General features: G+C 71.1%; 17 protein-coding genes. 10 read left to right on the forward strand and 7 right to left on the reverse strand.

Annotation, left to right across the window (positions count from 1 at the left end; translation table 11 throughout):
* Position 1: 1 nt before the first annotated feature.
* Entirely contained in the window at positions 2-460 is a 459-nt protein-coding gene (locus PV342_RS32960; RefSeq protein ID WP_500319891.1) for an ABC transporter permease family protein, read from the reverse strand.
* Between the two features lie 410 nt (positions 461-870).
* On the opposite strand from PV342_RS32960, the gene PV342_RS32965 reads away from it, so the two are divergent.
* From PV342_RS32965 to PV342_RS32985, 5 genes are read left to right on the forward strand one after another with little or no spacing between them, the layout of a single operon-like run.
* On the forward strand, positions 871-2,496 hold the full coding sequence (locus PV342_RS32965; protein ID WP_500319893.1) for a peptide ABC transporter substrate-binding protein: 1,626 nt from the start codon (positions 871-873) through the stop codon (positions 2,494-2,496).
* A gap of 5 nt (positions 2,497-2,501) precedes the next feature.
* Positions 2,502-3,425: an ABC transporter permease gene (locus PV342_RS32970; protein ID WP_386994143.1), complete on the forward strand. Its 924-nt coding sequence runs from the start codon at positions 2,502-2,504 to the stop codon at positions 3,423-3,425.
* Positions 3,418-4,419, forward strand: coding sequence for an ABC transporter permease (locus PV342_RS32975; protein ID WP_400798703.1), 1,002 nt, complete (start codon positions 3,418-3,420; stop codon positions 4,417-4,419). The genes PV342_RS32970 and PV342_RS32975 overlap by 8 nt, the downstream gene beginning before the upstream one ends.
* Complete coding sequence (locus tag PV342_RS32980) at positions 4,419-5,447, forward strand: ABC transporter ATP-binding protein (RefSeq protein ID WP_400798700.1); 1,029 nt, start codon at positions 4,419-4,421, stop codon at positions 5,445-5,447. Before PV342_RS32975 ends, PV342_RS32980 begins: the two co-directional genes overlap by 1 nt.
* Positions 5,431-6,480: an ABC transporter ATP-binding protein gene (locus tag PV342_RS32985; RefSeq protein ID WP_386994136.1), complete on the forward strand. Its 1,050-nt coding sequence runs from the start codon at positions 5,431-5,433 to the stop codon at positions 6,478-6,480. Before PV342_RS32980 ends, PV342_RS32985 begins: the two co-directional genes overlap by 17 nt.
* A 145-nt stretch (positions 6,481-6,625) precedes the next feature.
* On the opposite strand, the gene PV342_RS32990 is transcribed toward PV342_RS32985, so the two are convergent.
* The 5 genes from PV342_RS32990 to PV342_RS33010 all read right to left on the reverse strand — a co-directional run bounded on the left by PV342_RS32990 (position 6,626) and on the right by PV342_RS33010 (position 12,815).
* Positions 6,626-7,696 (reverse strand): ABC transporter ATP-binding protein, encoded by a 1,071-nt coding sequence (locus tag PV342_RS32990; protein WP_386994253.1) that lies wholly within the window; start codon positions 7,694-7,696, stop codon positions 6,626-6,628.
* Between the two features lie 35 nt (positions 7,697-7,731).
* The gene (locus PV342_RS32995; protein WP_391577561.1) at positions 7,732-8,823 is read right to left on the reverse strand and encodes an ABC transporter ATP-binding protein; all 1,092 of its coding nucleotides are present in this window, start codon (positions 8,821-8,823) and stop codon (positions 7,732-7,734) included.
* A gap of 37 nt (positions 8,824-8,860) precedes the next feature.
* Entirely contained in the window at positions 8,861-9,838 is a 978-nt protein-coding gene (locus PV342_RS33000) for an ABC transporter permease (protein WP_018561446.1), read from the reverse strand.
* A gap of 80 nt (positions 9,839-9,918) precedes the next feature.
* Positions 9,919-11,700 (reverse strand): ABC transporter substrate-binding protein, encoded by a 1,782-nt coding sequence (locus PV342_RS33005; RefSeq protein WP_329185908.1) that lies wholly within the window; start codon positions 11,698-11,700, stop codon positions 9,919-9,921.
* A gap of 86 nt (positions 11,701-11,786) precedes the next feature.
* Positions 11,787-12,815, reverse strand: coding sequence for an ABC transporter permease (locus PV342_RS33010; RefSeq protein WP_500319919.1), 1,029 nt, complete (start codon positions 12,813-12,815; stop codon positions 11,787-11,789).
* Positions 12,816-13,250: 435 nt separating this feature from the next.
* On the opposite strand from PV342_RS33010, the gene PV342_RS33015 reads away from it, so the two are divergent.
* Complete coding sequence (locus PV342_RS33015) at positions 13,251-14,279, forward strand: hypothetical protein (RefSeq protein ID WP_500319897.1); 1,029 nt, start codon at positions 13,251-13,253, stop codon at positions 14,277-14,279.
* A gap of 6 nt (positions 14,280-14,285) precedes the next feature.
* Here the strand turns inward: PV342_RS33015 and PV342_RS33020 are convergent, their stop codons facing one another.
* Entirely contained in the window at positions 14,286-16,418 is a 2,133-nt protein-coding gene (locus PV342_RS33020; protein ID WP_400798691.1) for a S9 family peptidase, read from the reverse strand.
* A 189-nt stretch (positions 16,419-16,607) separates the two neighbouring features.
* On the opposite strand from PV342_RS33020, the gene PV342_RS33025 reads away from it, so the two are divergent.
* The 4 genes from PV342_RS33025 to PV342_RS33040 all read left to right on the forward strand — a co-directional run bounded on the left by PV342_RS33025 (position 16,608) and on the right by PV342_RS33040 (position 20,396).
* Positions 16,608-16,802 carry a hypothetical protein gene (locus PV342_RS33025; RefSeq protein WP_026251431.1) on the forward strand — a complete coding sequence of 65 codons (195 nt, stop codon included), beginning with the start codon at positions 16,608-16,610 and terminating at the stop codon, positions 16,800-16,802.
* Positions 16,803-16,852: 50 nt separating this feature from the next.
* Entirely contained in the window at positions 16,853-17,746 is an 894-nt protein-coding gene (gene mshB / locus PV342_RS33030; RefSeq protein ID WP_500319900.1) for an N-acetyl-1-D-myo-inositol-2-amino-2-deoxy-alpha-D-glucopyranoside deacetylase, read from the forward strand.
* The gene (locus PV342_RS33035) at positions 17,743-18,099 is read left to right on the forward strand and encodes a DUF6113 family protein (protein WP_018561453.1); all 357 of its coding nucleotides are present in this window, start codon (positions 17,743-17,745) and stop codon (positions 18,097-18,099) included. The genes mshB and PV342_RS33035 overlap by 4 nt, the downstream gene beginning before the upstream one ends.
* Before the next feature lie 194 nt (positions 18,100-18,293).
* Complete coding sequence (locus tag PV342_RS33040; RefSeq protein ID WP_500319902.1) at positions 18,294-20,396, forward strand: VanW family protein; 2,103 nt, start codon at positions 18,294-18,296, stop codon at positions 20,394-20,396.
* Positions 20,397-20,479 lie beyond the last annotated feature (83 nt).

Genomic DNA, 20,479 nt, shown 5'->3' on the forward strand with positions numbered 1-20,479 from the left:
ACTACTTCAGGTAGCCGATGTTCTCGTAGCGCAGGTCCTGGAAGCCGAAGGCGCCGATGTTGACCAGGTTCTCCTTCACCGCGTAGATGTCGGGACGCTGGTACCCGACCAGGACACCGCCGATGGAGCCCAGGACGGTGGCGATCAGCAGCAGGCGGGTGCTCACCCCGACGCGCCGGGCGAACTCGTCGTTGACCTCGCCTCCGGTGACGGTCCGTCCGAGATCCCCGGGGGCCACGCCGTTCGCCCAGCGGGCGAAGCGGACCACGACCGGGGTGTCGGGGTTGAGGTTGTAGTCGTTCAGCGTGGCCGTCCCCGAGGAGGCCGCCACCGGAGGGTTCCGGCCGGCGAAGTTGGCGCGCGGGTTGAGGCTGATCGCAGCGAGGAAGTACGTGAGTGAAGCCGCAATGAGAACCAGCGCCACATGGTTGATCAGTCGGCGCAGCAGGTAACGGCCCACGGCTCACACTCTCAGTCGGTTCGGTCGAACGAATAACAAGATTGAACCTTTTCTTCGCCGGCCGCTTCTGACATGCTCGCGTAGCACGGCCGAAACATTTACACCCGGGCCGTCTGCGCAGGTCGTGCGTGTTCCCGGCCGGGCTTGACGGGTTGATGGGACTTTCGCAACCGAATTATGGCCGCGTCAACGAGCGCCGGTTCGTCGTGATGGATCCTTTATTATTTTGGTCGAAATTTAACCTGACTATCGGGATGGTCCCTATTGACTGCCCGGCGCATGGCGAAAACCCTCTGTCCGTCTCGGGGCGGCCCGCGGGCCGGTGAGCCGCTGTGCAATATGTCAGGGTTTGCGATGTCATGGTGAGCCTCGTGTCCTTCATGGCGTAGAGCTCCCCGAGGAGGCATCCGATGCGACGGAGCGCGGCGAGGTGGGCCGTCGGCGCGGCCGTGGCCGCCCTGGTGGCGACGGGCTGCGGAGGTGGGGACGGCGGCGGTGTGACGGACGGCTCCGGGGTGCTCAGCGCCTCGTGGACCGACCCGCAGAATCCGCTGGAGCCCGCCAACACCAATGAGGTGCAGGGCGGCAAGGTGCTGGACATGATCTTCCGCGGCCTGAAGAAGTACAACCCGAGGACGGCCGCCGCGGAGAACGTCATCGCCGACTCGATCGAGACCACCGACCAGCGGACGTTCAGGATCAGGCTCAAGGACGGCTGGACCTTCGGCAACGGCGAGAAGGTCACCTCCGCCTCGTTCATCGACGCGTGGAACTACGCGGCGCTCGTGACGAACAAGCAGATCAACGCCTCCTTCTTCCGGTACATCGAGGGCTACGACAAGGTCCATCCGGTATCCGGGAAGCCGGTCGCCCGGAAGCTCTCCGGCCTGACCAGACAGGACGACCTGAACTTCACCGTCGAGCTCGACCAGAAGTTCTCCACCTGGCCCGACACCCTCGGCTACGCCGCCTTCATGCCCCTGCCGCGGGTCTTCTTCACCGACCACGCCGCCTGGCTGAGGAAGCCCGTCGGCAACGGGCCGTACCGCGTCGAGTCCTACACCAAGGGCCAGGGCATGCAGTTGCGCGCGTGGGACGGGTACAAGGGCGACGACGCGGCCGTCAACGGCGGCGTGGACCTCAAGGTCTACACGGACAGCAACACCGCCTACACCGACCTGCAGGCCGGCAACCTCGACCTGGTCGACGACGTCCCCGCCGCCCAGTTGAAGAACGTGCGGGCCGATCTCGACGGCCGCTACCTCAACACCCCGGCCGGCATCATCCAGACCCTCGCCTTCCCGCTCTACGACAAGGCCTGGTCGGGCGAGGACTCGGAGAAGCTCCGCCAGGGCATCTCCATGGCGATCAACCGCAAGCAGATCACCCGGAAGATCTTCCAGAACACCCGCATCCCCGCGCGGGACTGGACCTCACCCGTGCTCGGCGCGGAGGGCGGCTTCGACGACACGCTGTGCGGCCGGGTCTGCGAGTACGACCCCGCCCGGGCCAGGCAGCTGGTCAAGGAGGGCGGCGGCCTCCCCGGCGGCACCATGAGGATCACGTACAACGCGGACAGCGGCTCCCACCGGGACTGGGTCGACGCGGTCTGCAACAGCATCAACAACGCGCTGGGCAAGGACGACGCCTGCGTCGGCGACCCCGTCGGCACCTTCGCCGACTTCCGCAACCAGATCGTGGGCCGGCAGATGAGGAACCCGTTCCGGGCCGGCTGGCAGATGGACTACCCGCTGATCCAGAACTTCCTGCAGCCGCTCTACTACACCGGCGCCTCCTCCAACGACGCCCACTTCAGCGACCCCCGCTTCGACCGGCTGATCGACCGGGCGAACGCCGAGAGCGACCGCGCCAAGGCCGTCGACACCTTCAAGGAGGCCGAGCGGATCCTGCCGCAGCAGGTCCCGGCGATCGCCCTGTGGTACCAGAACGGCAGCGCGGGCTGGTCGCAGCGGCTCTCGCGCGTCGCCCTCAACCCCTTCAGCGTCCCCGTCTTCAGCCAGATCAAGGTCGGCTGACGCCCATGGGACGGTACGTCATCCGCCGTCTGCTGCAGATGATCCCGGTCTTCGCCGGCACCACCGTGCTGATCTTCGTCATGGTGTACGCGCTCGGCGACCCGGTCCAGGCCCGCTGCGGGGACCGCGCCTGCGACCCCGCCACGGCCGCGCAGATCCGCCACGACCTCTACCTGGACCACCCGCTGTGGCAGCAGTACCTGCACTACATGGGGCAGATCTTCCGGGGTGACTTCGGGGTCGCCTGGAACGGCCGGCCGGTCACCGAACTGCTGGCCTCCGCGCTGCCCGTCACGCTGCGGCTGACGGTCCTCGCCATCCTCATCGAGATCGTCATCGGCATCACCCTCGGTGTGCTCACCGGGCTGCGCCGCGGCCGTCCCGCGGACACCGCGACACTGCTCGGCACCCTCGTGGTCATCTCCGTGCCGACCTTCGTCACCGGCTACGTGCTGCAGTATCTGCTCGGCGTCAAGTGGAACCTCATCGCGCCCTCGGTCTCCTCCGAGGCCCGGTTCGACGAGCTGATCGTGCCGGCGCTCGTGCTGGCCCTGACCTCGCTCGCCTATGTCACCCGGCTCAGCCGCGCCTCCGTCGTGGAGAACGTCCGCGCCGACTACGTCAGGACCGCCGTCGCCAAGGGGCTGCCGCGCCGCCGGGTGATCACCCGTCACCTGCTGCGCAACTCCCTCATCCCGGTGGTCACCTTCATCGGCACCGACATCGGGGCGCTGATGGGAGGGGCCATCGTCACCGAGCGCATCTTCAACATCCACGGCGTGGGCTACCAGCTCTACCAGGGCATCCTCCGGCTGGACTCGGCCACCGTGGTGGGCTTCGTGACCATCCTGGTCATCGTCTTCCTCCTCGCGAACCTGCTGGTCGACCTCCTCTACGCCGTCCTCGACCCGAGGATCCGCTATGCCTGAGCCGCGCAACCACCCCGACGAGGCCGTGGAGCCGGCGGGCGGGACGGGGGCCGCCATGGGGCTGGGCCAGGACGAGGCGCGCAGCCTGGAGCGGGCGCCCGGCCCCGGCACGGCGCCGGTCGTCCCGGTCGACCGGCCCGGCGCGGACCGGCCGCGCAGCCTGTGGTCGGACGCCTGGCGGGACCTGCGCCGCAACCCGGTCTTCGTGATCGCCGCGCTGGTCATCCTCTTCCTCGTCGTCATCTCCGTCTGGCCGCGGCTCATCGCCCCCGGCAACCCGCTCAGCTGCAACCTGGACAACTCCCAGAAGGGCTCCGCGCCCGGCCACCCCTTCGGCTTCGACACCCAGGGGTGCGACGTGTACACCCGGGTCGTCCACGGGGCGCGCGCCTCGGTGACCGTCGGCGTCTGCGCCACCATCGGCGCCGCCCTGCTCGGCGCGCTGCTCGGCGGCCTCGCCGGCTACCACGGGAGCTGGGCGGACGCGGTGCTCTCACGGGTGAGCGACATCTTCTTCGGCATCCCGATCGTCCTCGGCGGACTGGTCTTCCTGTCCGTCGTCACCGGCACCACGGTCTGGCCGGTGGTGGGCTTCATCGTGCTGCTCGGCTGGCCGCAGATCGGCCGTATCGCGCGCGGCTCGGTGATCACCGCCAAGCAGAACGACTACGTCCAGGCCGCCCGCGCCCTCGGGGCCGGCCACACCCGGGTGCTGCTGCGGCACATCGCGCCCAACGCCGTCGCGCCCGTCATCGTCGTCGCGACCATCGCGCTCGGCACCTACATCTCCCTGGAGGCCACCCTGTCGTACCTCGGCGTCGGGCTGAAACCGCCCACCGTCTCCTGGGGCATCGACATCTCCCAGGCCTCCACCCAGATCCGCAACGCCCCGCACATGCTGCTCTGGCCGGCCGGCGCGCTGAGCCTGACGGTGCTGGCCTTCATCATGCTCGGTGACGCGGTGCGCGACGCCCTCGACCCCAAGCTGCGCTGATGGACGAAGGAGCGACGACCGCCACCGCGGCCCGGGACGAGCCGCCCCTGCTCGACGTACGTGATCTGCACGTGGAGTTCCGCACCCGGGAGGGCATCGCCCGGGCCGTCAACGGGGTCTCCTTCGCGGTGCGCCCCCGCCAGACGCTCGCCGTCCTCGGCGAGTCCGGCTCCGGCAAGTCGGTGACCGCGCAGGCCGTCATGGGCATCCTCGACTCGCCGCCCGGGTTCGTCACCCGCGGCGAGATCCTCTTCCGCGGCCAGGACCTTCTCACCATGGGCGCCGAGGAGCGCCGCAGGGTGCGCGGCGCCAGGATGGCGATGATCTTCCAGGACGCGCTGTCCGCCCTCAACCCGGTGCTGACCGTGGGCGAGCAGCTCGGCGAGATGTTCCGGGTGCACCGGGGGATGTCCCGCAAGGACGCCCGGGCCAGGGCGGTGGAGCTGATGGACCGGGTGCGCATCCCCGCCGCCCGCGATCGCGTCGGGCAGTATCCGCACCAGTTCTCCGGCGGCATGCGCCAGCGCGTCATGATCGCGATGGCGCTCGCCCTGGAGCCCGAGCTGATCATCGCCGACGAGCCGACCACCGCGCTCGACGTCACCGTGCAGGCGCAGGTCATGGAACTGCTCGCGGAGCTGCAGCGCGAGTACGGCATGGGCCTGATCCTCATCACCCACGACCTCGGTGTGGTTGCCGACGTCGCCGACCACATCGCGGTGATGTACGCCGGGCGCATCGTGGAGACCGCGCCCGTGCACGAGATCTACAAGCGCCCGGCGCACCCGTACACCAAGGGCCTGCTGGAGTCGATCCCGCGCCTGGACCGCAAGGGCCGGGAGCTCTACGCGATCAAGGGCCTGCCCCCGAACCTGCTGCGCATCCCCACCGGCTGCGCCTTCCATCCGCGCTGCCCGCTGGCCCGCGACGTGTGCGCCACCGACGAGCCGGAGCTGTACCGGGTCAGCGCCCGGCGGGGCAGCGCCTGCCACTTCTGGAGGGAGTGCCTCGGTGAGCAGCAGCGGTGAGCCCGTGCTCCAGGTGCGCGGGCTGTACAAGCACTTCCCGCTCACCCAGGGGATCCTCTTCAAGCGGCAGGTCGGGGCCGTGAAGGCGGTCGACGGCGTGGACCTCGACCTGTACCGCGGCGAGACCCTGGGCGTCGTCGGCGAGTCCGGCTGCGGCAAGTCCACCGTGGCCCGGCTGCTGGTGCACCTGGAGCGGGCCACCAAGGGGCAGATCCTCTACAAGGGCGAGGACATCACCAGGCTGTCCGGCCGGGCGCTGAAGGCCGTGCGCCGGAACATCCAGATGGTCTTCCAGGATCCGTACACCTCGCTGAACCCGCGGATGACGGTGGGCGACATCGTCGGCGAGCCGTACGAGATCCACCCGGACGTCGCGCCCAAGGGCGACCGGCGCCGCCGGGTCCGCGAACTGCTGGACGTCGTCGGCCTCAACCCCGAGCACCTCAACCGCTATCCGCACCAGTTCTCCGGCGGCCAGCGGCAGCGCATCGGCATCGCCCGCGGCCTGGCCCTGCGCCCCGAGGTCATCGTCGCCGACGAGCCGGTCTCGGCGCTGGACGTCTCGGTGCAGGCACAGGTCGTCAACCTGATGGAGAGGCTGCAGGACGAGTTCGACCTGTCCTATGTCTTCATCGCGCACGACCTGTCCATCGTCCGCCACATCTCCGACCGGGTGGCGGTGATGTACCTCGGGCGGATCGTCGAGACCGGCGACTGCACCCAGATCTACGAGCACCCCACCCACCCGTACACCCAGGCGCTGCTGTCGGCGGTGCCGGTGCCGGACCCGGAGGCGCGCGAGCACCGCGAGCGCATCATCCTCACCGGTGACGTCCCGTCGCCCGCCGATCCGCCCTCCGGCTGCCGCTTCCGCACCCGCTGCTGGAAGGCGCGGGAACGCTGCACCCTGGAGGTGCCGGCACTGGCGGTGCCCGCGGTGTTCCGCGGTGTGGACTCCCCGGCGGCGCACGACAGCGCCTGCCACTTCGCCGAGGAGAAGACGGTGGTGCCGCCCGAGGCCCGGGGCGAGTGAGCCGAAGGGGCCCGGCCGCCGCGCCGGCGCCCGCCGGGGCGCCCCCGAGGCGAACCGGGCCCCGGAAAAGGACCCGGCCCGCGCCCGGTGGTGCAGGGGTGTGGGCGCGGGCCGGGCTCCGAACGGAGACGTCGGTCGGGCCGGGTCAAAGGGTCTTGTCGGCGGGCGTCTCCTCGAGCGCGGCCAGTGCGGGGTCGAGGACGATGTCCTCGCCCCGTGCCGCGGTCGTCGGCTCCTCGGGGAAGTGGCACGCACTCAGGTGTCCCTCCCGGTTCCCCTCCAGGCGGGCCAGGGGCGGCTCCTCGGTCGCGCACTTGTCCTGCGCCTTCCAGCAGCGCGTACGGAAGCGGCAGCCGGACGGCGGCGACACCGGCGAGGGCACGTCGCCGGCGAGGCGGATCCTCTCGGTGGCGTCCCGGTCGTCCGGGTCCGGCTCGGGGGAGGCGGACAGCAGCGCGTGGGTGTACGGGTGGCGGGGCCGCTCGTAGATGTCCCGGCGTTCGCCGACCTCCACGATCCGCCCGAGGTACATCACGGCCACGCGCTGCGAGAAGTGCCGTACCACCGCGAGGTCGTGGGCGATGAAGAGGAACGCGATCCCCAGTTCCCGCTGCAGGCGCTGCAGCAGGTTGACCACCTGGGCCTGGATCGACACGTCCAGTGCCGAGACCGGCTCGTCCGCCACGATGAGCTTGGGCTCCAGCGCCAGCGCCCTGGCCACCCCGATGCGCTGCCGCTGGCCGCCGGAGAACTCGTGCGGGAAGCGGTTGTAGTGCTCGGGGTTGAGGCCCACGGTCTCCAGCAGCTCGCGGACCCGCTTCTCGCGGCCGCCCGGCGGGTTGATCCCGTTGATCTCCAGCGGTGCCGACACGATGTGCCCGACGGTCTGCCGCGGGTTCAGCGAGGCGTACGGGTCCTGGAAGATCATCTGGATCTCGGAGCGGATCGGGGCCATCTCCCTGCGCGAGGAGTGGGTGATGTCCCGGCCGCGGTAGGCGATCCTTCCCGCACTGGGCTCCAGCAGCCTCGTCACCAGCCGCCCGGTGGTGGACTTGCCGCAGCCCGACTCGCCGACCAGCCCGAGGCTCTCGCCCTCGGCGATGGTGAAGTCGATGCCGTCGACCGCCCGTACGTCCGCCACATGGCGCTTGACCAGGAAGCCGCCCCGCACGGGGAAGTACTTGCGCAGTCCGGTCACTTCGAGCAGCGGGCTCATGGTCTCCCTCGGCGCGTGGTCCTGCTGCGGGGCGCTCACCGCGCACCCCCGCTCAGCCGCGGCTGGATCTGCCCGGTGAAGATCTCCCGCTTCCGTTCCCGGCCCAGATGGCAGGCGGAGCCGCGCCGCTCGTCCTCGGGTATGCCGGGCCGCACGGTCGTGCAGCGCCCGCCGCCGACCTCCTCGGTGAAGGCGCAGCGCGGGTGGAAGGGACACCCGGAGGGCGGGTTGAGCAGGCTGGGCGGGGTGCCGGGGATCGGGGACAGGGGCAGGTCCACCGGTGCCGACAGCCGCGGGATGGAGGCCAGCAGGCCCCAGGAGTAGGGGTGTTCGGGCGACTTCAGGATCTCGCGCACGGTGCCGCGCTCCACGCAGCGCCCCGCGTACATCACCATCACGTCGTCCGCCGTGTCGGCGACCACCCCCAGGTCGTGGGTGATGATGACGATCGCCGTGCCGGTCTCCCGCTGCAGGTCCTTCAGCAGGTCGAGGATCTGGGCCTGCACGGTGACGTCCAGGGCCGTCGTCGGCTCGTCCGCGATGACCAGCGCCGGGTCGCAGACCAGCGCCATCGCGATCATCGCGCGCTGCCGCATGCCCCCGGAGAACTGGTGCGGGAAGTCGTCCACCCGCAGCCGGGGCTGCGGGATGCCCACCCGGGCCAGCATCTCGATCGCCCGCTCCCGGGCGGCCTTGCGCGAGGCGCCCATGTGCTTCATGTAGGGCTCGGCGATCTGCCGGCCGACCGTGTAGTACGGGGAGAGCGCGGTGAGCGAGTCCTGGAAGATCATCGCCATCTTCCGGCCGCGCAGCCGCTCCAGGGTCCGCTCGGAGGCGCCCGTCAGCTCCTGCCCGTCCAGCACGATCTCGCCGCGGATGGTGGTGTTGCGCGGGTTGTGCAGACCGAGGACGGCCAGGTTGGTGACCGACTTGCCCGAGCCGGACTCGCCGACGATGCCCAGGGTCCTGCCCCGCTCCAGGTCGAAGGAGAGGCCGTCGACGGCCTTGACCACGCCGTCCTCGGTGGCGAACTGCACGTACAGGTCGCGGACCGACAGGAACGGCCCGGACGGCGCGGGTTCCCCGGGCCCGGGCGGCCCGGCCTCGGTCTTGGTGAGGATGCTCAACGGTGCTTCTCCTCTGCGTGCCGGCAGGCGTCCCGGCTCACGACAGCCTGATCCGCGGGTCGATGAGGGCGTAGGCGGCGTCGACGACGATGTTGCAGACGACGATGATCGTGGCGCCGATCAGCATCACGGCCATCTCCAGCGGCAGGTCGCTGCGGAGCACCGCCTGCACGGAGAGCAGGCCGAGGCCGTGCAGTCCGAAGGTGACCTCGGTGATGATCGCGCCGCCGAGGACGGAGCTCAGGTCGATGCCGAAGATGGTGATGATGGAGGCGGCGGAGCCGCGCAGCGCGTACCGCAGGAACACGTACCGGGAGGACATGCCCTTGGCGCGGGCGGCCCGGATGTGGTCCTCGGACATCTGCTCCACCATCAGCGAGCGTGTCTGGCGGCTGTAGTTGGACCAGAAGATCACCGACATCACCAGGCAGGGCAGGATCAGCCCCTGCACCGAGCCCCATGGATCGTGCGACCAGTCGGGGTCGTGTCCGCGGTCCAGCACGTGCCAGCTGGAGGCGAGCAGGCCGATGGCGATCGGGCCGAGGAAGTAGATCTGCACGGAGTTGCCGACCAGCGAGACGCCGCTGGCGATCCGGTCGAAGGCCCTGCCCTGCTGCCAGGCGGAGACGAGGCCGAGCCCGACGCCGACGCACAGGAAGACGGCGGCTCCGCCGATCGCCAGCGACAGCGTGGTCGGGTAGCGGTCGGCGATGGTGTCCCAGACGAGTTGCTGGTCGGCGAAGGAGTAGCCGAAGCAGGGCGCCGGGCAGTGGCCGATGGGCATGTCCCGGCCGGCGAAGATGCCGACCATGAAGTGCCAGTACTGGGTCCAGATCGGCAGGTCCAGGCCGAGGTTCTTGCGGATCAGGGCCACGTTCTGCGGGCTGCAGTTCTTGCCGCAGGACAGCAGCGCCGGGTCGGACGGCAGGAAGAAGAAGAGGAAGTACGTGATGGCGCTGATCAGCAGCAGGATGACCAGCGCGCCCAGCACACGGCGTACCAGGAAACGCAGCATGGGTCAGGCTCTCCGTCGGTTCCGTCGGGGCGCCGGTCCCGGCCCGGGGAGAGGCCGGGACCGGCGCGGGTGCGCTGTGGCTACTGCTTGACGAAGATCGTGTTCGGGTTGATGGTCCCGTAGACCTCGTTGTAGGTGACGCCGCCGAGGCCCGAGCCGTGGATGTTGAAGTACTTGTCGAAGATGAACGGGATCTGCGACGTGTCGTTCTTCAGCACGTACTCCGACAGGGTCCGCCACTCGTCGTTCTGCTTCTTGATGTCCGTGATCGCCAGGATCCGGTCGATCTCGGAGTTGACGTGCTCGTCGTTGAGGAACGAGTAGTTGTTGGTGCCGTCGGCGAGGTTGCGGCCGTCCATGGTCGGCGGGACCACGGTCGAGGCGCTGGGCCAGTCCGCGCCCCAGCCGGTGCGGTAGAGGTCGTACGGGGTGTCGAGCTTGCCGACGACCGTGTAGTACGAGGTCGGGTCGATGGCCTTGCGCTGGACGTCGAAGCCGGCCTTCTCCAGTGCCTTCTCGATGGTCAGCGACACGTTCTGCCAGCGCGGGGTGTTGGCGTAGGCGTAGGAGAGCTTGACCTTGCCGGTGCCGCCGGCCTCCTTGAGCAGCTCCTTGGCCTTCTCGATGTCACCGGTGGGCTTGTCGAGCTTGCCGAAGGGGTCGTACTTCTTCCAGCCGGCCACCGTCGGGCTGAGCAGGGTGGTGCCGAGCTCGCCCTGCGCGCCGCCGCCGAAGGCCTGCTGGACCTGGGTCATCGGGAAGGCGTACATGATCGCCTGGCGGACCTTCGGGTCGGTGATCCGCTTGGTGTTGATGTTGATGACCTCGACGTACGGCTGGTACTGGTTCACCGTCCGCGACTTGTACTGCGGGTCCGTCGTCAGGGTCTGCATCTTCGACGGGTCGGAGGAACCGGAGAGGTTCACCGCGTACTTGTCGTTGCCGTCCTCGGCCGCGAGCCGGTTGGTCAGGCCGGGCTCGGCGATGCCGAGCTGGAAGTTCCAGCTGTCCGGGTAGGCGTTGCGGATCGGGTCGGTCTTCGGGTCCCAGTTGGCGTTGCGCTCGAAGACCAGCTCCTTGCCCGGCTTGTAGCTGGCGATCTTGTACGGGCCGGTCGCGACCGGGTGGTTGTTGTACTTCTGCTTGTCGTCCTTGGCCTTCGGCACCGGCGAGATGTTCGGCATCGCGGCCGCGTAAGGCGCGTCGGCGTGCGCCTCCAGGAAGTGGAAGACGATGGTCTTGTCGTCCGGCGTGTCGATCTTGTCGGCGGGGATCTCCTTGCCCTCGTAGGGGCCGGTGTACGCCTTGCGGTAGTCGGCGCCGTAGAGCCACTTCTGGATGTACTGCGGGCCCTGCGTCTGGTAGTCGGCGAAGAGCCGCTCGACGCCGTACTTGACGTCCTTGGAGGTGACCGGCGTGCCGTCCTCGAACTTCAGGCCGTCCTTGAGGGTGAAGGTCCAGGTCTTCGCGCCGTCGGAGGACTTGCCGGTGTCGGTGGCGAGGTCGCCGACCAGGATCGTCTTCCCGGTCTTGGCGTCGATCTTGTAGCCGGTGAGCGAGCGGTTGTAGAGCAGCTGTACCGACAGCTGGTCGCTGACGTACTGCTGGCCGGGGTCCAGGTAGTCGAAGCCCGCCTGGTCGAGGTCGTACGCAGTGCCGCCCTTCGCGGCGCCCGGGACCTCCGGGGCGGGGCCCTTGGAGTCGGCGGCCGTGCCGATGCCGAAGTTCTGCACGGTGGCCTGCTTGCCCTCGCCGCCGCCGGTGCCCGTCCCCCCGCCGCCACCGCTGCTGCACGCGGCGGACAGCGTCAGAGCTCCCAACGCCAGGAACGCGGAGGCATGACGCGCCTTGCGAATTCTCATTGATCCCTGCCTGTCAGTGAACCGAACTGCGGATACCGACGTGCCCGGTCTCCCCCCACAGGGGCCCGGCGCGGCGGCTTGGACACCTAGCGCACGGTCTTGGGATCGAGTGCGTCCCGGACCGAGTCCCCGAGCAGGTTGAAGGCGACCACGAAGATCACCATGGCGATGCCGGGGAAGAACATGAACGTGACGTCGGATTCGTAGTACGCCGCGGCCTGCTGGAACATCAGTCCCCAGTCCGGGGTGGGCGGCAGGATTCCGACGCCGAGATAGGAAAGGCCCGCCTCGGCCGTGACGTTCACCGGGAGCAGCAGGGTCGACTGGACGAGGATCGTGGACCAGATGTTGGGCAGCAGTTCCTTGCGGATGATCCGCCCCGACGAGGCGCCGCTGATCCTCGCGGCCTCGATGAACTCGCGTTCGCGCAGGCTCAGCACCTGGGCCCGGACCAGCCGGCCCACGCTCATCCAGCCGAGCACGAACTGGACGATGACCAGTGCCGCGATGCGCACGTAGGTCGGCTCCTCGTCGCGCGGGGAGACGAACAGCGCGACGATCACCGGCGTGAAGGCGATGAAGAAGAGCTGCTGCGGAAAGGACAGCATCAGGTCCGAGAACCGGCCCACGAAGTAGTCGGTGCGCCCGCCGAGATACCCCTGGACGAGCCCGATCAGCACGCCGACGACGACGGAGACCGTGGTCACGGCGAGGGCGATGCCCAGCGAGGTGCGGATCCCGTAGATCAGCAGGGTGAACACGTCCCGGCCGAGCTGGGGTTCGAGCCCGAACCAGAAGTCGCCGTCGATGCCGCCGTTGGGCTTGAGCGGGATCCCGTAGCTGTTCAGCAGCCCGAGGTCCTGGCCGTACAGCTCGTACGGGTTCTTCCCGTACACCTTGGAGATCAGCGGCGCGGCCAGCGCCACGACCAGGTAGAAGATGACGACGCCGGCGCAGGCCATGCCCGTGCGGTCGCGCCGGAAGCGCAGCCAGGCAAGCTGACCGGGGGAGCGCCCGACGAGTTCCGAGGGTTGCTTCCCGGTGCCCTCGACAGGGGCGGGCGCCTCTGCCGGAACGGGTTCCGGCTCCTTCGCGGCCGTGCTCGGACTGGACATGCTCATCTGCCCCCGCACCAAGGAGTTTTGGTGGCGCCTGTGAACGCCCGTGGCTAGCTAGCCGGTATTGGGCAATGGATTTGGCGGCCAGTCAAGGGGGTGAAGCGATCGAGAGACAAGATCGCCGGTATCTTGGGGCAAGGTTTTGGATACTGTCGTGAACGCGTGCTTGACACCTTCCGCATTCCCTCGGCGAATACGGAGGATTCAGGATGAAACTCTTTTACACGCAGGCAACTTGCCCGACGCATCACCGATATACGAACGTGCCACGCTGAGCAGCGTACGGCCGTGCGGGTGCCGTGGGCCGGCCGGGGTGATCACGCATCACCCCGGCCGGCCGCCGTGCGTCCGCGGTGAACGGTCGGGCGGTCCGCTGCGTATCCCCTGCGAAGGCCAAACGACAGTGCTGCCGGAAAGGCCGAGGAGGTGGCCATGCGGCAGGCGTATCGGCTCGGAGGAACGGTCTGCGCCGCCCTGGGGGCCGCCGAGGCGGTCTGGCTGGGCCAGGACCTCGTGCAGTTCCGGGCGGAGGGCGCCGTCAGGGTGTGGGCGGGACTCGCGGTGCCGGTCGGCGGGGCGCCGCTGGTGACCTCCACCGTGGACCTGCTGCTCCTCGGGCTCTACGTGGCCGCAGCGGTCGCGTCCCTCAAACCCGGCGGCGTCGGGGTCCTCGGGGCGGCCGCGGTGGTCACCCTCGCGCTGCGCACCCCCACGGTGTACCTCCTGTCCCCCTCCGCGGGCGGCGGGCCGCCCGGACTGCAGGGGGCGCTGCTGCTGACCGCGGGCGGGCAGATCGCCGGCGCCCTCGTGCTGCTCCTCGTCGTACGGCGCACCGGCGAGGACGCGCCCGCCCCGCCGCGGCCCGCGGCGGGCGTGCTGGCGGGGATGCTGCTGCTGGTGGTCGCGCTCATCGCCGGCGTCCTGGAGTTCTCCCGGCGCTCCGACCCGCAGGCGCCGCTGCCGCCGGGCTTCTTCTGGCGCACCGCCAAGGGCGGCTACCTGGTCGGCTCCCAACTGGGGGCGCCCTACGAGTGGCTGGTCTGGGCGACCGCCGGGCTGGCCGCGGCCGCGGGCCTCGCCGCGTTCGCGCGGGCCCCGTTCGCCCGTCCGCTGGGCATCTCCGTGGCCGCGCTGGCGACCGTGACCGCGGTCCCGGTGATCGGGACCTCCCGGATCGACGCCCCGGGCGCCGACGACTTCGCCGCCGCCTTCGCGGTGGGCGCCGCCCTGGTGGTGACGCTGCTGCTCGCCCCCGGGGACCTGGCCGCGGTGGGCGTGCCCGGCGGCGACCCGTACGCGGAGGCGGAGATCCCGGCGGCCGCCGACAACCTGTCCATGCCGCTGTACGAGCAGACCGCCGTCCTCCCCGTCTTCGGCTCCTACGGGCAGTCGCCGCCGCCCGGCCCCGCCTCCGAGGCACGGGCGGCGTACCTGCAGGACCCGCCTCAGGGCGGGCCCTGACCGGCCCTAACCCCGTGAGACGCCCAGGGCGCGCTTGAGGAAGTCGACCTGGAGCAGGAGCAGGTTCTCGGCGACCTCCTCCTGCGGCGTCATGTGCGTGACCCCGGACAGCGGCAGCACCTCGTGCGGGCGGCCGGCGGCCAGCAGCGCGGAGGACAGCCGCAGGGTGTGGGCGGCCACCACGTTGTCGTCGGCGAGGCCGTGGATGATCATCAACGGCCGGACCTCGTCCGCCGGGTCGCTCAGACCGGCGTCGGTGACCAGGGAGTTGGCGGCGTACGCCGCCGGCTCCTCCTCGGGGTGGCCGAGGTAGCGCTCGGTGTAGTGCGTGTCGTACAGCCGGAAGTCGGTGACCGGGGCGCCCGCCACCGCGGCGTGGAAGACGTCCGGGCGGCGCAGCACCGCGAGCGCCGCCAGGTAGCCGCCGTAGGACCAGCCGCGGATGCCCACCCGGTCGAGGTCCAGGGGGTAGTGGCCGGCCAGCGCGTGCAGCGCGTGGACCTGGTCGTCGAGCGTGACGCCCGCGAAGTCGCCGGCGATCGCCTTCTCCCAGGCGGGGGAGTGCCCGGGGGTGCCCCGGCCGTCCGCGACGACCACCGCGAAGCCCTGGTCGGCCAGCCACTGCGCCTGCAGATAGCCGCGCTGCGCGCTCACCACCATCTGGCCGTGCGGCCCGCCGTACGGGTCCATCAGCACCGGCAGCGGCCCGTCGCCCTCCCGGTGCCCCGAGGGGAGCAGCACCGCCGCCGGGATGCCGCGCTCGCCGGCGCTGACCAGCGCCGGGCGCGCGGTGAGGACCGGGGTCTCGGAGTGGGAGGCGATCTCCGCCACCCGCTCGCCGTCCCGCAGCACCCGCACGGCCGTAGCCGCCGACTCCAGCGACGCGGACGACAGCACCGTGACGGCCCCGGCGCGCACCGCGGAGTGCACGCCCGGTCCATCGCTCAGCCGGACCGGTCCGCCCGGCCCCCCGTCGGCCCGGTACACATGGATCTCGCCGATCTCCGGGTCCTGGGCCCCGTGCCCCGCGGAGGCCGACAGCAGGATGCCGTCGCCATCCCTTCCGAGCATCGCACGTACGTGCAACTCCGGCCCTGTCCAAGGCTGTTCGCCGACGAACAGCGACCGCGAGCCGTTCTCGTCGGAGATCCGGACCAGGCGCTCGCCGGACATCCACGCGGGCACCCCGGCGAAAAGATCAAGCCAGATTCCGTCGCGGTCCCGGTGCACCTCCCGGGTGTCTCCGGTGGCGGTGTCCACCGCCAGGTACAGCTGCTCGCGCTGGTCGCGGGTCTGGACGAGCAGCAGCGGCGGACCCGCCGCCGACCAGTGCACCTGTGCCAGGTACGGGTAGCGCTCGCGGTCCCACTCCACCGCGGTGGCCGTGCCGTCCAGGGTCAGCAGCACCAGCGTGACCTCGGCGTTCGGCGTGCCCGCCGCCGGGTAGGCCACCTCGGCCGGTGCCTGCCCGGGGTTCGCGGGGTCGGCGATCCACCAGCGGCGTACCGGCGACGCGTCCACCCGGGCCGCCAGTACGCGGGTGCCGTCCGGGGACCACCAGTAGCCGCGGCTGCGGGACATCTCCTCGGCGGCGATGAACTCGGCCAGGCCGTAGGTGACGTCCGGTCCCCCCGGCGCGGCCAGCACACGGTCCCCGCCGCCGTCGGCGGCCACCACCCGCAGCGCGCCGTCCGCCACGTAGGCCACCAGGCGGCCGTCCGGCGACGGACGAGGGTCCACCACCGGGCCCGGCACGGCGATCTCCCGGGCGGTGCCCGCCCGCAGCTCCGCCGTGAACAGCCGGCCGGACAAGGCGAACGCGGCCAGTTCCACCGCGTCGTCGGTCGCGTAGCCGACGATCCCGGCCGAGCCCTCCCGGCTGCGCTCCCGGCGCGCCCGCTCCTGCGGCGACAGCTCCTCCGCCGCGCCGGACAGCAGCACCGCGGGGTCCGCCGCGACCCGCTCGGCGCCGGACTCCGGGTCCAGCACCCAGAGCAGGTGCGAGCGGTCGGTACCGGAACGGGAGCGCAGGAAGACGACCCGGTCGCCGTCCGGCGACACGGTGAAGGCGCGCGGGGCGCCGAGCGAGAACCGCTGCGTGCGGGCGTACTGCCGCGGGAACGAGAGCGCTTGCGTCATGGGGGGAGTGTGTCACCCGCCCGCCGGTGAGCCCCGCGCACGCCAACCGCGAGATCCGGCCATGCGCCCCCGTGTGCTCCCGTGCGACGAGCTATGCGGTGCGCCACAAAGTTATGATCCACTGCCGAGAGTGGGTAACAAACGGTTGGCAACTGCTGTCGGACCACGAGGCCCTGGAGGTGAGCCGCTGTGGCACTTTCGATTTCGGCGGTGCTGCTGCTGCTGATCGTCGTCTTCCTGCTGGTCAGGAAGGCCGGTTTGAAGGCGGGGCACGCGGTTGTCTGCGTACTGCTCGGGTTCTACCTCGCGAGTTCCTCCATCGCGCCGACGATCCGGGACCTCACCAGCAATGTCGCGGGCATGATCGGGGACTTCAAGTTCTGAGCCCGTGGCTCACTCCGGGAAAGCCCCAGGGCCTGCCCTAGGCTCTCCTCATGACCGCACTGCCCGCCCGGCGACTGCTGCTCGTCCACGCGCATCCCGACGACGAGTCGATCAACAACGGCGCCACCATGGCCAAGTACGCCGCCGAGGGCGCGCACGTCACCCTGGTGACGTGCACACTCGGTGAGGAGGGCGAGGTCATCCCGCCCGAGCTGGCACACCTGGCGCCCGGTCGCGACGACACCCTCGGCGCGCACCGGACCGGCGAACTCGCCGACGCCATGGTCCAGCTCGGCGTCACCGACCACCGTTTCCTGGGCGGCCCCGGCCGCTTTCGGGACTCCGGGATGATGGGCGTGCCGCAGAACGACCGGCCCGACAGCTTCTGGCAGGCGGACCTCGACCTCGCGGCCTCCTACCTCGTGGAGGTGATCCGCGAGGTCCGTCCGCAGGTCCTGGTCGCCTACGACCCCGACGGCGGCTACGGGCATCCCGACCACATCAAGGCGCACCGGGTCGCCATGCGCGCCGCGGAGCTGGCCGCGGAGCCGGCCTACCGGCGCGACCTCGGCGACCCGCACTCCATCGCCAAGGTCTACTGGAACTGCGTCCCGCGCAGCGTGGTCGAGGAGGGCTTCGCCCGGCTGCACGCGGCCGGCGGGCAGATCCCCTTCGAGGGCATCGCGACCGCCGACGACGTCCCGGGCCTGGTCGACGACGACCAGGTGACGGCCGCCATCGACGTGGAGGCCCGCTACGCCGAGCGCAAGGCCGCGGCGATGAAGGCCCATGTGACCCAGATCGCGGTCGACGGCCCGTTCTTCGCGCTCTCCAACGACCTCGGACAGCCCCTGTTCGGCGCCGAGTTCTACCGCCTGGTCAAGGGCGCCCCCGAGCCGGCCGGGGACCTGGAGGACGACCTGTTCGCGGGGACCGGGGCATGAGGCGCGCCGCCTACCCCGTGCTCGCAATCCTGGGCGCCCTGGTCGGCGTCGCGGGGTCGCTGGTGCAGGCCGCCTGGTTCCCGGGCGGGTTGCTGCTCGCGCTCGCCGGGAGCGCGGCGCTCTTCCACGGCGGTGCCAGGCTCACCGGCACGCGGCTGGGCGCAGTGGTGCCGGCGGCGGTGTGGCTGATCACCGTGATGCTGCTCAGTTCCGCCCGCCCGGAGGGCGATTTCCTGTTCGCCAACGGAATCAGCCCGTACGTCTACCTGTTGGGCGGAGCGATGGCGGGCGTGATGTCGGCCACGCTTGTGCAACCCCGTCCTCCCGCTGGTGGATCACTTGAGGCACCATAGGCGCCACGTTGCGTCCGTTACGGAGCAAACGTCGTCCGTTTTGGCGGCCGACGTCGTATAAACCCCTTTGATCAGGGCGGTCTCCATCCGGCGGGCAGGCGGCTCCGACGCGGTGCCCAGTATGGTGGTGCGCGCCGCCGGGCCGCCCGCGGAAAGGCCGTGACGGGTGGCGAAGCGAACCGGGAGAGCCTGCTTTGAGTCGTGAAACTGATCGTCCGTCCCCCGGCCCCCAGGGCCGGGGCGGAGCCGCGTACCCGTCGGGTACCCCGCCGTACGGAACCCGACCGTTTCCGTCGCTGCATCCGCAGGAGGGCCCGCGCGAGGGTGCTGCGAACGGGGAGCCCGCCGATGCTCCCGCAGCGGAGGAGACCAAGACCGAGACCACACTGACCACCCGGGTGCGCATCAACATCCCCGGGTCCCGGCCGATCCCGCCGGTCGTCGTCCGCACGCCCGTCGAGGGCGGCACGGAGGGCGAGGCGCCCGGCGGGTCCGCACCGGCCGCCCCCGCGGCCGAGGCGGCCCCGCCCGCCGGCTGGAACGCCGGCGGCGGCACCGGGGCCGGTCAGGGCGCCCCGGCGCCCGCGCCCGAGCCCGCCGCGGAGCCGGCTCCCGCGCCGCGGGGCGAGAAGCCGACGAGCGACTGGTTCGCGCCGCGGAAGGCCTCGCCGGCCACCCCCGAGGTGACCCAGGAGTTCTCCGCCCCCGAGCTCACCCAGCCGGTCCAGCGCGGCGACATCCCCGCCCAGCCCGGTCCCCCGGAGCGCGGTCCGGTCCCCGGACCGGGTGCCGCCCCCGGCCTGCCCCGGCGCGGTGGCATCCCGTACCTGAACGACGGCGCGGTCGGCCCGGCCGGCCCCGGCGGTCCCGTGGCGCCGGGCGGTCCTGGTGGTCCTGGTGGTCCCGGCGGTCCGGTGGGTCCCGGCGGTCCGGTGGGTCCCGGTGGCCCCGGCGGTCCCGGCGGTCCGGCCGGACCGGGGCGCCCCGCTCCGCCGCAGCGCCCGTTCCCCGGCGGTCCCGGCGCGGGACCCGCGGGTCCCGGAGCCGGTCTGCCCTTCCCTGGGCAGCAGCAGCAGCCGCCGTCCGGGCCCACCGCGGGCCCGGTCACCGGTGAGATGCGCGTGCCCCCGGCGGGGCCCGCGGCCGGCCGTTCCCCGTACCCGACCCCGTTCCCGCCCTCCGCGTCCGAGCGGCTGTCCGGGGACACCGTCGTCAGCGGCATCCCGGCGGTTCCCCCCGCGGGGCCCTCGGTCAACCGGCCAGCCCCGGCCGGCGGCGAGATGTACCGCTTCGAGCAGGACGAGCCGGCGGCGCCCCCCGCCCGCCAGAGCGCGGCGGAGCCCAAGGCCAAGGGCCGCTCCAAGCTCATACTGGTGGGCGTCGGCGTGCTCGGCGTGCTCGGCATCGCCTACGGCGCCGGACTGCTGATGGACCACTCCGACGTGCCGGCCGGCACGACCGTCTACGGTGTCGGGATCGGCGGCAAGTCCAAGGACCAGGCCGTCGCGCTCCTCGACCAGGCGCTCGGCTCCCGCAAGAACGCGCCGATCACCGTCACCATCGGCGACGAGCGCAAGGCGCTCAAGCCGGCGGCCGCCGGTCTCGTCTTCGACACCGACGCGACCGTCGCCAACGTGGCGCACCGCGACTACAACCCGGTCACCGTCATCGGCTCGCTGTTCGGCGTCTCGCGTGCGGCCGACCCCGTGCTGACCACGGACAACGAGAAGCTCCGCGCCCAGTTGGAGAAGCTCTCCCAGGGGCTGGGCGGCTCCGGCTCCGAGGGCATGGTCAAGTTCGTGAACGGCAAAGCCGTCGCCGTCCCCGGCAAGCCCCACCAGGGCGTGGACGCGGGCGCCTCGGTCGACGTGGTCATCAGCGCGTACTCCACGCAGGTCGCCACCGGCAAGCCGGGCACCGTGAGCCTGAAGGCCACCACCGTCCAGCCCAAGGTGACGCAGGAGGAGCTCGACAAGGCCGTCGACGGCTTCGGGAAGACGGCCATGTCCGGCTTCGTCACCGTCCGCGCGGGCGCCGCGGAGATCCCGTTCAGCCCGCAGAAGTCGCTGTCGCAGATCCTCACGATGGTTCCGGACCAGGACGGCAACCTGACCCCGTACATCGACCGCAAGGTGCTCCAGGGCCTGTACGGCGGTGCCTTCGACGGGGTGCTGGTCGAGCGCGGCGACGGCAGCAAGACCGCCGTCACCCCGGAGGACGTCGCCTCCGCGATGCTGCCCGCGCTGCAGACCTCCGACGCCGCCAAGAAGACCGTGACCATCGAGGGCACCTCCTGACCCTCGGTCGCCCGTTCCACGTGTGACGGCTGTGGCCCCGGTACCCGTACCGGGGCCACACCCATGACATCTGTCACCCGCGG

Source organism: Streptomyces sp. PA03-3a (assembly GCF_033792735.1).
In the GTDB taxonomy this organism is placed as follows: domain Bacteria; phylum Actinomycetota; class Actinomycetes; order Streptomycetales; family Streptomycetaceae; genus Actinacidiphila.

What these genes read in the sequence shown, in the direction of transcription:
- mshB (WP_500319900.1), top strand. Translation starts at nt 16,853, where the DNA reads ATGACCGCACTGCCCGCCCGGCGACTGCTGCTCGTCCACGCGCATCCC.
- PV342_RS33005 (WP_329185908.1), bottom strand. Translation starts at nt 11,700, where the DNA reads ATGAGAATTCGCAAGGCGCGTCATGCCTCCGCGTTCCTGGCGTTGGGA.
- PV342_RS32990 (WP_386994253.1), bottom strand. Translation starts at nt 7,696, where the DNA reads ATGAGCCCGCTGCTCGAAGTGACCGGACTGCGCAAGTACTTCCCCGTG.
- PV342_RS32980 (WP_400798700.1), top strand. Translation starts at nt 4,419, where the DNA reads ATGGACGAAGGAGCGACGACCGCCACCGCGGCCCGGGACGAGCCGCCC.
- PV342_RS33010 (WP_500319919.1), bottom strand. Translation starts at nt 12,815, where the DNA reads ATGTCCAGTCCGAGCACGGCCGCGAAGGAGCCGGAACCCGTTCCGGCA.
- PV342_RS33035 (WP_018561453.1), top strand. Translation starts at nt 17,743, where the DNA reads ATGAGGCGCGCCGCCTACCCCGTGCTCGCAATCCTGGGCGCCCTGGTC.
- PV342_RS33020 (WP_400798691.1), bottom strand. Translation starts at nt 16,418, where the DNA reads ATGACGCAAGCGCTCTCGTTCCCGCGGCAGTACGCCCGCACGCAGCGG.
- PV342_RS32965 (WP_500319893.1), top strand. Translation starts at nt 871, where the DNA reads ATGCGACGGAGCGCGGCGAGGTGGGCCGTCGGCGCGGCCGTGGCCGCC.
- PV342_RS33000 (WP_018561446.1), bottom strand. Translation starts at nt 9,838, where the DNA reads ATGCTGCGTTTCCTGGTACGCCGTGTGCTGGGCGCGCTGGTCATCCTG.
- PV342_RS32975 (WP_400798703.1), top strand. Translation starts at nt 3,418, where the DNA reads ATGCCTGAGCCGCGCAACCACCCCGACGAGGCCGTGGAGCCGGCGGGC.
- PV342_RS32970 (WP_386994143.1), top strand. Translation starts at nt 2,502, where the DNA reads ATGGGACGGTACGTCATCCGCCGTCTGCTGCAGATGATCCCGGTCTTC.
- PV342_RS33015 (WP_500319897.1), top strand. Translation starts at nt 13,251, where the DNA reads ATGCGGCAGGCGTATCGGCTCGGAGGAACGGTCTGCGCCGCCCTGGGG.